Origin of the sequence: Flavobacterium aquariorum (genome assembly GCF_003254745.1) — a bacterium.
GTDB classification, from domain to species: Bacteria; Bacteroidota; Bacteroidia; order Flavobacteriales; family Flavobacteriaceae; genus Flavobacterium; species Flavobacterium aquariorum.
The window spans coordinates 196,613-208,595 of record NZ_QKXH01000005.1 but is presented as its reverse complement, the minus strand read 5'-3'; the positions used below and the strand labels follow the sequence as shown (position 1 = coordinate 208,595).

General features: G+C 33.1%; 13 protein-coding genes. 4 read left to right on the top strand and 9 right to left on the bottom strand.

What is annotated here, in order from left to right; translation table 11 throughout:
* Window positions 1-86 precede the first annotated feature (86 nt).
* The gene (gene rsmH, locus DOS84_RS09615) at window positions 87-998 is read right to left on the bottom strand and encodes a 16S rRNA (cytosine(1402)-N(4))-methyltransferase RsmH (protein WP_207802039.1); all 912 of its coding nucleotides are present in this window, start codon (window positions 996-998) and stop codon (window positions 87-89) included.
* Complete coding sequence (locus DOS84_RS09610; protein ID WP_111409907.1) at window positions 973-1,446, bottom strand: division/cell wall cluster transcriptional repressor MraZ; 474 nt, start codon at window positions 1,444-1,446, stop codon at window positions 973-975. Before DOS84_RS09610 ends, rsmH begins: the two co-directional genes overlap by 26 nt.
* Window positions 1,447-1,821: 375 nt before the next feature.
* Between DOS84_RS09610 and DOS84_RS09605 the strand changes: the two genes are divergently transcribed.
* The gene (locus tag DOS84_RS09605; RefSeq protein ID WP_111409906.1) at window positions 1,822-2,595 is read left to right on the top strand and encodes an alpha/beta fold hydrolase; all 774 of its coding nucleotides are present in this window, start codon (window positions 1,822-1,824) and stop codon (window positions 2,593-2,595) included.
* Between the two features lie 29 nt (window positions 2,596-2,624).
* The gene (gene yihA, locus DOS84_RS09600) at window positions 2,625-3,245 is read left to right on the top strand and encodes a ribosome biogenesis GTP-binding protein YihA/YsxC (protein ID WP_111409905.1); all 621 of its coding nucleotides are present in this window, start codon (window positions 2,625-2,627) and stop codon (window positions 3,243-3,245) included.
* A gap of 84 nt (window positions 3,246-3,329) precedes the next feature.
* Here the strand turns inward: yihA and gldC are convergent, their stop codons facing one another.
* Both gldC and gldB read right to left on the bottom strand, forming a co-directional pair.
* Window positions 3,330-3,665, bottom strand: coding sequence for a gliding motility protein GldC (gene gldC, locus DOS84_RS09595; protein ID WP_111409904.1), 336 nt, complete (start codon window positions 3,663-3,665; stop codon window positions 3,330-3,332).
* Window positions 3,665-4,624, bottom strand: coding sequence for a gliding motility lipoprotein GldB (gene gldB, locus DOS84_RS09590; protein WP_111409903.1), 960 nt, complete (start codon window positions 4,622-4,624; stop codon window positions 3,665-3,667). The genes gldC and gldB overlap by 1 nt, the downstream gene beginning before the upstream one ends.
* A gap of 197 nt (window positions 4,625-4,821) precedes the next feature.
* Here gldB and nadE point away from each other — a divergent pair, with 197 nt between their 5' ends.
* Together nadE and DOS84_RS09580 are read left to right on the top strand one after the other, a co-directional pair.
* Complete coding sequence (nadE, locus tag DOS84_RS09585) at window positions 4,822-5,619, top strand: NAD(+) synthase (protein WP_111409902.1); 798 nt, start codon at window positions 4,822-4,824, stop codon at window positions 5,617-5,619.
* 88 nt (window positions 5,620-5,707) lie between these two features.
* Window positions 5,708-6,337 carry a response regulator transcription factor gene (locus tag DOS84_RS09580; RefSeq protein WP_111409901.1) on the top strand — a complete coding sequence of 210 codons (630 nt, stop codon included), beginning with the start codon at window positions 5,708-5,710 and terminating at the stop codon, window positions 6,335-6,337.
* On the opposite strand, the gene dnaG is transcribed toward DOS84_RS09580, so the two are convergent.
* The 5 genes from dnaG to DOS84_RS09555 all read right to left on the bottom strand — a co-directional run bounded on the left by dnaG (window position 6,334) and on the right by DOS84_RS09555 (window position 11,938).
* Complete coding sequence (dnaG, locus tag DOS84_RS09575) at window positions 6,334-8,310, bottom strand: DNA primase (RefSeq protein WP_111409900.1); 1,977 nt, start codon at window positions 8,308-8,310, stop codon at window positions 6,334-6,336. The two genes, DOS84_RS09580 and dnaG, sit on opposite strands and share 4 nt — an antisense overlap.
* A 140-nt stretch (window positions 8,311-8,450) precedes the next feature.
* Window positions 8,451-9,491: a coiled-coil domain-containing protein gene (locus tag DOS84_RS09570; protein WP_111409899.1), complete on the bottom strand. Its 1,041-nt coding sequence runs from the start codon at window positions 9,489-9,491 to the stop codon at window positions 8,451-8,453.
* Window positions 9,492-9,521: 30 nt separating this feature from the next.
* Window positions 9,522-10,220 (bottom strand): hypothetical protein, encoded by a 699-nt coding sequence (locus DOS84_RS09565; RefSeq protein WP_124020627.1) that lies wholly within the window; start codon window positions 10,218-10,220, stop codon window positions 9,522-9,524.
* A gap of 15 nt (window positions 10,221-10,235) precedes the next feature.
* On the bottom strand, window positions 10,236-10,793 hold the full coding sequence (locus DOS84_RS09560) for an RNA polymerase sigma factor (protein WP_111409897.1): 558 nt from the start codon (window positions 10,791-10,793) through the stop codon (window positions 10,236-10,238).
* Between the two features lie 167 nt (window positions 10,794-10,960).
* Entirely contained in the window at window positions 10,961-11,938 is a 978-nt protein-coding gene (locus DOS84_RS09555; RefSeq protein WP_111409896.1) for a polyprenyl synthetase family protein, read from the bottom strand.
* Window positions 11,939-11,983: the final 45 nt, after the last annotated feature.

The following is an 11,983-nucleotide window of genomic DNA, read 5'->3' as shown; positions in this document are numbered from 1 at the left end:
ATTATGAATTATGAGTTACAGACTCTAGAATTCACGTCTTCTTTAAACTTTTAACCGATTAAACCATTTTAAACATTTAAACTTTCTTACCCCTTTTTCTCTGCAATTCTCAATTTAGCACTTCGGGCTCTACTGTTTAGTTTGATTTCTTCATTATCAGGAACAATTAATTTTCCAATGGTTTTAAAAGGAACTGAGAAATTTCCATAAAAATCACGTTCTGGCTCCCCTTCAAACATTCCATTTTTTATAAATCTTTTCACCAATCTATCTTCTAATGAATGATACGAAATGACACTCAATCTTCCTCCAGGCTTCAAAATCTCAAGTGATTGTTCCAAAAATTCTTTTAAAACATCCATTTCCTGATTCACCTCAATGCGAATCGCCTGATAGATTTGAGCTAATATTTTATTTCGAACTCTTTCGGGCAGATATTTCATCAAAACCTCTTTTAGCTCGTCTGTTGTTTTGATTAGTCGATGCTCTCTCGCCTCTACAATTGTTCTTGCCAAAGCTGGTGCATTTTTAAGTTCACCATAATCCAGAAAAACACGTTTAAGATTTGCCTCATCATATTCATTGACAACCCGATAGGCATTCAAATCATTTTTCTGACTCATTCTCATATCCAAATCAGCATCAAAACGGGTAGAAAAACCTCTTTCAGGCACATCAAACTGATGCGAAGAAACACCCAAATCCCCTAAAATACCATCCACTTCTTTTATACCATAAAAACGCAAAAACCTTTTAATAAATCTAAAATTTTCGTTAATTAATGTGAATCTTTCATCAGGTATAGCATTCGCCAAAGCATCTTCGTCTTGATCAAAAGCAAACAATTTACCATTTGGTCCCAGCCTACTCAAAATTTCTTTTGAGTGACCTCCTCCACCAAAAGTAACATCCACATAAACTCCATCTGGTTTTATATTCAAGCCATCTACGGAAGCATGAAGCAATACAGGATTATGATATTCCATTTTCGTCGTCATTTAAATTACCCATTACATCCTCTGCCAAATCTGCAAAATCAACATCTGCACCATCAATTGATTTTTCATACAAATCCTTATCCCAAATCTCTACAATATTAACTGCAGAAGAAAAAACCACATCTTTATCAATACTGGCAAAAACCACTAAGTCTTTAGGAACCAATAACCTACCTAACGCATCAATTTCTACCACTTTGACTCCAGCTGTGAAACGACGAATAAAGTCATTGTTTTTTTTTACGAAACGATTAAGTTTGTTGATTTTTTTCATCATCAAATCCCACTCGACCATAGGATACAATTCCAAACAGGGCTGAAATACAGAACGCTTCAAAACAAAACCGTTTTGAAGCGAGGAAGCCAATTGCTTTTTTAAGGGAGCAGGCAATAAAACCCTTCCTTTTGCATCGACTTTACACTCATATGTCCCTATAATTGTGTCCAAGTGAATTGTATTAATTGCATTAAGCAAAAATATATAAAATATTACCACAATTTACCACAATCTACCACTTTGTTAATAAGTTTAACCACTTTTAGCCAAAAACACTTAGTTTATAGACAATCAGAGCGTTAGCCAACGCATCAATAATTTGTAAGAAAGATTGTGTTTTGCTTAAAAGTCTGCATTTTGGATAATTAAAACACATTCTTAAAAGCCTGAAAATTTCATTACTCATTAGTTAAAAAACCAATAAAATATCAATCCAAAACCTCTCTTTTCCTTACAGACAATAAAAGGTTAAAAAATGACCACTAAAATTCTTTTTAATTTTATAAACCCTATATTTGTGAAAAATTGAAAATTGTCATTTAAAACATGGAAAAACACTATAAAAAAGAAGGCAAATACGGATATTACGAAGCAGGAGAAGGAATTCCGATTGTCATCTTACATGGTTTAATGGGGGGACTTAGTAATTTTGATGCCGTAGCTAGTTATTTCTCTAATAAAGGATACAAAATCATAATCCCCGATTTGCCTATTTACACTCAAAATATATTAAAAACAAACGTGAAGAGTTTTGCCGTCTATGTAAAAAACTTCATTACTTACAAAAAATTAGACAGAGTCATTCTTTTAGGAAATTCACTTGGAGGACATATTGCATTATACCATACTAAAATGTTTCCTGAAAAAGTATCAGGACTTGTAATAACCGGAAGTTCAGGATTATACGAAAGCGCTATGGGTGACAGTTACCCAAAAAGAGGTGACTACGAATATATCAAGAAAAAAGCTGAAGACGTATTTTACGACCCAAAAATAGCCACACCCGAACTTATTGACGAAGTTTACGCAACCGTAAATGATCGTGTAAAATTGATCAAAACCTTGACCATTGCCAAAAGTGCAATTCGCCATAACATGGCCAAAGATTTACCAAAAATGCATGTACAGACCTGTATTATTTGGGGGAAAAATGACCAAGTTACCCCTCCAGATGTAGCTAATGAATTCCATAGACTATTACCTAATTCCACTTTATACTGGATTGACAAATGTGGTCATGCTGCTATGATGGAACAACCCGAAGAATTTAACAAACATCTAGAAGACTGGCTTACCCATACACATCTTAGGGAACACTAATTTAGAAGGAGAATTTTACACCCAAAAAAATGAAAATTAATACCGCCGAATTCGTAATAAGCAACTCAGATGTAAGCAAATGTCCAAAGGATTTTTTGCCGGAATATGCTTTTATTGGTCGTTCCAATGTTGGTAAGTCATCATTAATCAATATGTTGACCAATCAAAAAAAATTAGCCAAAACATCTGGAAGACCTGGAAAAACACAACTAATCAATCACTTTTTAATCAATAACAATTGGTTTCTTGTTGATTTACCCGGTTATGGTTATGCCAAAGTTTCCAAAAAAACAAAATCCATATTTCAAGAATTCATCACCGATTATTTCGAGACAAGAGAGCAGTTGGTTTGTGCATTTGTTTTAATTGACATCCGTCATGAAGCACAGACAATCGACATTGAATTCATGTCGTATATGGGAGAAAGTGAAATTCCATTCTGCATTATTTTCACTAAGGCAGATAAAATTAGTAAAGTAAAGATCGATTCCCATATTGCCGCTTACAAGAAACAAATGTTTGCCAATAACTGGGCCGAAATGCCAAAATACTTTGTCACTTCGGCGACAGAATCAACTGGTAAAGAAGAATTGTTAAACTACATAGACGAAGTAAACCAAGAAGTATTCAAAAATAATTCGGAGTTTTAAAACCTTTGTACATAGAAAAAATAAATCCCAAATCTGAAATTAAAAATTCAGTTTTGGGATTTTTTCTGATTTGCCTACAATGAACTATTTTTTTAATTCTAGTTTCTCTGCAAAATAATCACAGAAGTCCAACATCGTATCTGACATCTTTTCATCATTTGTAGCTCTTTTGAAAGTATCCGCCATAGCCACTAAAGTTTGATGAAAGAAAATTTTCATTTCATCAACAGGCATTTCTTTAGTCCACAAATCGATTCGCATGCTTTCCTTGGCTTTACTATCCCAAACATTAAGCATAATTGCTTTTGATTCTGAAAGCTCTACTCCACCATCTTTTGCAGTCCAAAACAATTTTTCTGGAACGCGGTTTTCATCCAATTCGACTAAAAATTTAATTTCTGAGGTATTTTTATTTGACATTATTTCTTGGGTTTGTATTTTGATTTTTCGAAAATTTCTTTGGCATCCGTTTTTAATAACCGATCTACCGTAACATCATTATTTGTCATAAAAGACCTAACAATTTGCCAGCCTATCCAAGAACCTACTTGCCCTGGAGAATCATTATCTATTTCTAAATAAAATTTTGAAAAAGGAGCTGGATCAATAAAACGAGAGGTCAATTTTTGTTCATCACTAAAAAGCATTTCTCTTTCAATAAAATAGCGCCATATATAACTTTCATTTTCTTGGCACCAAACAATTTGCTCTGGAGTGTATCCCATTTTTTCGGCATCGCTGTATTCCGGAAGCAAAAGATCCTTTAAATAGAGTTGCTTTCCAAAATAAATCATTTGGGACAACAAATTCTTATCCGTTGGAGGAGCAATTTTTCCTAATGAAAAACTCTTCACTACATCTGGCATCATTTGTCTTTCTTCAAAATTTTGTTTCAGATATTTCGGAAAAGTATAAAACTTGTGATCCTTCCCTAAATACAATTCCAATGAAATTATAACCAACGAATCTGCATAAATTGCTTTATTAGTATAATCCATATCCGAAATCAGCGTAATCAGTTTAGGCGTTTTTGTCTTAGGAAAATAATATTTCATATGCTGAACCAAAGTTTCCATCTCATCTTGTATCCTATCAATTGAGGCATATTTTTTTTCTACTTCCGTATATACTTCTCTCCAAATTGGAGCTGTCATTTTATTTATCCAAACGCTATCATTAATAGCAGGTGAGAAAAAATAAGGGTATTGCTTTTTTAATTTTGCCAAATCGTTTGGAGAAGTTTCAAAGAACTGCTTATCAAAACGTTCTACCTTAATTTTATTTACTGGTGTTTCTTCAATAGCTTTTTCAACTTTGCTTTTTTGGTCACAAGACAACAAAAGCAAACTGCAAACTATCGTTAAGAGAAATAATTTCATGTTATTTTATTTATTTATCAGTTTCTCGATTGGTTTAAAGAATAATTCACAAATCTTCATAGGCTATTTCAACCTAAACCAAACATCCTCTATCTAATTGTATAATTTTATTTAAATTTGTTTCAAAAGGAATTCCGAAAAACAATGCACATATTTTTTGCAAATATACATCCCTGCTTTTTAAAACTTAAACTATTATGACTAAAAAAAGAATACTCCAAATCGATAAAGTAAACACTCATATTGTAGAATGGCTAAAAAGCTACGCTGAAAAGTCAAAAGTTAACGGATTTGTAATTGGAATATCCGGCGGAGTAGACTCGGCAGTAACCTCAGCACTCTGTGCCCAAACAGGTTTAAAAGTTTTATGTGTTGAAATGCCAATTCATCAAGCCCATAGCCATGTTACTCGTGGACGTGAACATATTGAACAATTAAAAAAACAATTTTCAAATGTAAGCAGTATTGAAGCGGACTTGACTTCGGTTTTTGAAGATTTCAAAAAGCAGGTTCCAGAAACAAGTGATGAACACAAACTTCATTTATCGCTTGCCAATACCCGTTCCCGACTAAGAATGACGACTTTATATTATTTTGCGGGTATTTACGGTTTATTGGTCGCCGGGACCGGAAACAAAGTAGAAGATTTTGGTGTTGGATTCTTTACAAAATACGGTGATGGCGGAGTAGATTTGAGTCCGATTGCTGATTTAATGAAATCCGAAGTCTATGAACTAGGTATATATCTCAAAATTCCAAATTCTATTTTAATGGCTGCTCCTACCGATGGATTATTTGGGGATGAACGAACAGATGAAGATCAAATTGGAGCGAGTTATGATGAATTGGAATGGGCAATGCTTCTAACTGACTCAGAAATAACCACAAACGTTTTTACCGAACGTGAAAAAGAAGTTTTAAAAATCTACAAGAAACTCAATCAAAACAATCAACATAAAATGAATCCTATACCAGTTTGTACAATAAACTGTTAAAAAAAAATAATTTGTCCGAAAAATTAGACTTATATGAAAATATTTTTTTAATTTTATATCTTCAAAAACAATCCTAAAACTAAATACCATGATTAAAGTTTGTTTAGCAGATAACTATCCTGTAGTACATTTTGGAATAAAATCGTACTTCAAAGACCATTCGGACATTTCCATCGTTGCCAACGTTGGTAATTTTGCAATGGTAAAAGACATCCTTCTTACCAAAGAAATAGATGTGCTTGTATTGGACCTAGAACTTGAAGGCCTATCAAGTATTTTCGAAATCAAATCGATTTTGAAAAATTTTCCAAAAACAAAAATTATTTTTTACAGTGGACTTTCAGAACAGATTTACGCTCCAAATGCTATTAAAGCAGGAGTTTCTGGATTTGTTCACAAAACTGAAAAGCTGGAAACTTTAGGTCAATCGATCATCAAAGTAAATCAAGGCAAAATCATCATGAATGAAGCAGTCATGAAAAACATTGCTTTGATTGCAAAACAAAGCAAAAGCGAACGTTTGTACAGAAAACTTTCCAATCGTGAAGTAGAAGTATTGCGTTATTTAAGTGATGGTAAGAAAAACCACGAAATCGCTGAGATTTTATCGCTTAACGAAAAAACAATCAGTACTTACAAATTACGATTGTTAACTAAATTAAACGTTACGAATCTAGTAGATTTAGTAAATAAAGCTAAAACTTTAGAAATCGTTTAACTGTATCGCGACATGACTCTTCCTAGTTTTTTCGAAAAGGAATTAATTAGTTTATAGTAGTCCATCGCCATAGACATAGACTCTGTATTATCTGAACCTGGTTCATTTGATACAGAGTTTTTTAATTCCTCTATTATTTTATCCACCAAATACCAGCGCATCGTCAAAATAGTTTCGGATACATATTGACTAATAGTCTCATTTTTGGTCTTAGGAATAATGTTTTGCCCTTCCCAATTGTGCAACACTAATCGCTCATCTTCCATCAATATATCGGTCACTTCTTGAGCAAAGTCGGAATTTAAATGCATCAAATATTTTTCAAATTCTAGATTTTCATTTTGAAGAAAATATTGAATTAAGTCATTGAAAATATCACGGAATAAAGGATTGGCTAGTTCCACCTCATCTTCCTGCAAACTCAGATAAATCCTTTGATAAACTTTATATTCTTTCTTTTCCGTTACATTTTCGATTTCACCCGATTCATTTGTTCTGAGGTAAACATCTTCAAATTCTTCTGTTTTATTCCCATACAACAAAAGAATCTCAATTATTTTGCGCTCCAAACGATACAATACATCAACTTTTGCTGTTTGAACTGGATTTTCATTTTTTACAATTTCAAAAGCTTTTTGCTCTTGTTTTGCTTTTTTACCAACTTCGGCAACATCTTTTTGAACTAACTGCGCCAAAGTACTTGTCAGGACCTGCTCGGAAATATCCATTATTCTGGAACATTCCTGAATGTAAATTTCGCGCTGAATTCTATCCGGAATTTTCGAAATACTGCTAACCATATCCCGTATCAAATCGGCTTTCTTAACGGGATCATTTTTGGCATCATTCATCAAAAGAGAAGCCTTGAACTGAATAAAATCTTTGGCATTATTATCTAAATATGCCACTAATTCTTCATAAGGTGTTTTTTTGGCAAAACTATCGGGATCTTCTCCATCTGGAAACGCACAAACTTTTACGTTCATTCCTTCTTCAAGAATCAAATCGATTCCGCGAATAGAAGCACGAAGCCCGGCAGCATCACCATCAAACAGAACGGTAATATTTTTGGTTAACCTATTAATTAATCGTATTTGGTCTGGTGTAAGAGCTGTTCCCGAAGAAGCTACCACATTCTCAATACCCGCTTGATTGAACTGAATAACATCGGTATAACCTTCAACCAAAAAACAATTATTTAGTTTCGCTATAGACTGTTTGGCTTGAAAAATACCGTAAAGCACTTTACTTTTATGGTAAATTTCACTCTCTGGCGAGTTTAAGTATTTGGCAGCTTTTTTATCATTAGTCAAAATTCGACCTCCAAATCCAAGTACTCTTCCAGACATACTTTGAATAGGAAACATTACCCTGCTTTTGAATCGGTCAAAAGGACGATCTTCTCTGGCAATGGTCAATCCTGTACTTTCCAAGAATTCCATTTTATATCCTTTTCCTAACGCTTCCTTTGTAAAAGCATCCCAAGTTTCTGGCGAATATCCCAAAGCAAATTTCTTGATAGTATCATTGGTAAAACCACGCTCTTTAAAATAAGAAAGTCCAATAGCCTTTCCCTCTTCAGAGTTTAAAAGTGTTGTGTGAAAATAGGTTTTAGCAAATTCAGAAACCAAATACATACTTTCGCGAACATCTGTATTTAATTTCTCTTCTTCTGATTGTTCCGTCTCTTCAATCTCAATATTGTATTTTTTTGCCAGATACCGAATGGCTTCCGGATACGTGAAATGCGAGTGCTCCATCAGGAAAGCAACGGAGTTCCCACCTTTGCCTGAGCTAAAGTCTTTCCAAATTCCTTTTGCTGGCGAAACCATAAAAGAAGGAGAACGCTCATCCGAAAACGGACTCAGCCCTTTGAAATTACTTCCTGCTCTTTTTAACTGTACAAAATCTCCAATAACCTCCTCTACTCGAGCGGTTTCAAAAACAGTATCTATCGTTGCTTGTGATATCAAAATTTATGAGAATATTTAATGGTAATCTTTTCGAAAATTCGAACAGTTGCAAAAATACACAAATCAAACTTTATAATTCAAAATAAAAAAAGTGCTTCATCGCTGAAACACTTTTTTACATTAAACAACTTAACTAATAATTAATTAAAATCGAAACGAAGTCCTAACGAAATATTGTTTTGATCAACAGCATTATTTTCAAATAAAGGCTGCAAATCATATTTTAAGTAGATACTTGTTGCTTTATATCCAACATACGTACTTAGCCCGTAATTGAAATCATTTACATTATAATTGCCTTTCGTTTTTTGTTCCACATCATTTCCGCTGGTATCGTCAAAACAAAGAATTTGTTTTGATTTCACCCTAAATCCAGCATATCCACCCAAACCAACTCGCATACTTTTATGGGTTCTAAAATAATTAGCATCATCACGTATTTCCTTCTTGGTGAAATCAAACTCTAAATGCAGTGGCAACATGATATATACATTTCTAAATCTAGATTCGTCTAAATGTACCGTACTGGTTACTAAATCAGTTTGCGCGCCATTTTTTACAAAATAACGATCATCTGTTGGGCGAAGATTATTATACATCAAAGATATTCCGTACTTAAAATGCAACAGATTATCTTCTTTTAAAATTCTAGTATTATAAGTTAAACCCCATTCGTAAAAGTGAGATTTCCAATATTTAAAATCAGAATTAGCAACTTGTTGGTCGGTTACTAAATTATTTGCCCCAAAAGCAAATACAAACTGGGAAGTAGTTCTTTTTTCTCCATTACTACACTTATCGTGGTGAGCGAAATAATCTTTACTAAAATGAATCGTAATCGTTTTGGAAGTATCTATGACTTTTATTTTTCCATCCACTTTATCCTGAACTAACGTGTGCAGTTCGTCTTCAACTTTTGCTACTTTCTCTTCTATTGTTTTCGCACGGGCCTCCGCCAAAGCTTTCTTTTTCTCATCAGCTTCTTCATTCGTTAGTTTACCTTGTGCTAATTGTTCATTAACTGCTTCGACTTCTACTTTCAATTCATTTTTTTCTTCTTTTACAATGGTTTCTATCCGTGAAGCAATGTCTTTTGCCTTGCCTTCAAATGATTCTTGAGCTCGCATTTTGCTTCCGAAAAGGCATACGAATACTACTAAGTAAATTTTAAAATTCCTCATGTTTGTTTGTTTTTAAATGTGATTGATGATTTATTCTGAATTTCGATTGCTCAAAGCTAATTTTACCGCTTTAAAATTTTGATTTACAGTTTTAATTGCTTTTTCTCTAAAAGTAAGATCTAATTCACCATCTACTTGAGTCAGTAATTCATTTGAATTAACTTTGACATTGGATTTGACTACAATAGAACTCTTTTTTTGAGAGGTATTATCTACCGATGCTAATAGCTCGTCAGCATTGACATACGTTGATTTTTGCAGAACTATTTTCTGTTCTGCTTTTTGATTGATGATTGGTATTTGTTGTTCTTGAATAACTTCTTTTTCTGGGGCTTGCCTTTCTTTATTGAACAAAACCCTATTAGAACCAGCTTCAGGTTTTATTCCTGTTGATGCTAATTGCTCTTTAGTATTTTTTACTGCCTCAACTTTTTTTTCTGAATTTAATTTTACAGTTGTTACTTCTATTTCAGGAATAACTTTGGGTTCATTAACTACGATCGAATCATTTGCAATAGTAGTTTCTGCTTTATTTTGATTAAAATACAAGGTTCCTATCAACAAAAAACCAAAAAGACTCGCTGCAATATACATCCACTTAAAATTACGTTTTGGTTTTTCGGCAACAGTAAGCATAGCATCCAGCCTATCCCAAGAAGCTTTTGAGGGGGTAATTTCCCTTGCATTAATCTTTTCTTGAAATTGATTTTCTATAACACTCTTTTTCATCATATTATTTTTTACTCAAGAATACTTCTCTTTATTTTTTAAAATATTTATTTGATTCTTCAAAATTCTTCTTGCATGGGCAAATTGCGATTTGGAAGTACCTTCATTAATTCCCAACATACTTGCAATTTCTTTATGCTTATACCCTTCTATAACAAATAAATTAAAGACGATTTTATAACCATCCGGCAAACTATCTATCAAACTTTGAATATCTTCTAAAGAAAACTGAATATCAGCTTCATTGTCAACTTCTTCAAAACCTGATGAATCTTCTATAAAATGCATCTTTTTTTGAACCCTAATAAATGAAATGCATTCATTAATCATCGTTCTCCTAATCCAGCCTTCAAAACTTCCTTTGTTTTCAAATCGGTCTAAGTTGACAAACACTTTCATGAAAGCGGTAATCATAACATCTTCGGCTAATTGTAAGTCTTTAATATACTGTCGACAAACACTTAGCATCTTTGGTGAATATTTGGAATAAATAAATTGTTGAGCCTGTCGGTTGTTTTTAACAGCCAATGCAATTATTTCATTTTCCTCATGATGTAAATTAATTACTTTCAAAATCGTTTAAAAAGTGTTTCTATAAGTATAGACGAGAATTAATGCAAAAAGGTTGCATGGATTTAAAAAAAAGTTAAAATAAAAGTACAATTCATCCATACTGATATCTTAAGTCGTTGTTTGTCAAATGTTTAAAATTATAAAGTAAAAAAAATAAAAATTTAAACTTATTTCTTTCTTTCGATAACGTAGTTCACCATTAAAATAAGTGCTGCTTTATAGTCGGATTCGGGATAATCGTTCAGCAGTTGTAGTGCTTCTTGCTGAAATTCCACCATTTTATTTTCGGCATAAGTCAAACCATGATTGTCTTTTACAAAGGCAATCACTTCTTTAACTCTTTTTTTATCCTTATTGTGATTTTTTATCGAATTGATAAGCCAGCTTTTTTCTTTGGGAGTACAATTATTAAGAACATGAATTAATGGCAAAGTCATTTTTTGTTCTTTGATGTCTATTCCTGTCGGTTTTCCGATGGCTTCTTCTGAATAATCGAATAAATCATCTTTAATCTGGAAAGCCATTCCGATGAGTTCTCCAAACTTTCTCATATTCTCTACCTGAATCTCATCCTCCGCAACGGATCTTGCACCAAGAGCACAACAGGCTGCAATAAGTGTAGCTGTCTTTTTTCGGATGATTTCGTAATAAACAGCTTCGGTAATATCGAGTCTTCTGGCTTTTTCTATTTGAAGTAATTCACCTTCGCTCATTTCTCGAACAGCAACAGAAATAATTTTAAGTAAATCAAAATCTCCATGATCGATAGAAAGCAACAGTCCTTTGGACAACAAATAATCTCCTACTAAAACGGCAATTTTATTTTTCCAAAGCGCATTAATGGAGAAAAAACCTCTTCGTCTATTACTGTCATCTACCACATCGTCATGAACCAATGTAGCCGTATGAATTAATTCAATTACACAAGCTCCTCTATAAGTCCTCTCGTTTACTTCGCCTTTGGACACCATTTTGGCCATTAAGAAAACAAACATAGGTCGCATTTGTTTTCCTTTTCTGTTGACGATATAATACGTAATGCGATTTAAAAGTGCCACTTTGGAGGTCATCGATTCATAGAACTTTTTTTCAAAAAGTTCCATTTCATAAACTATTGGCTGCTTTATTTGTGTAGTAATATTCATTTAGATGTCAAATATACTATTTTAAATAAAAAAACGTTTATCATA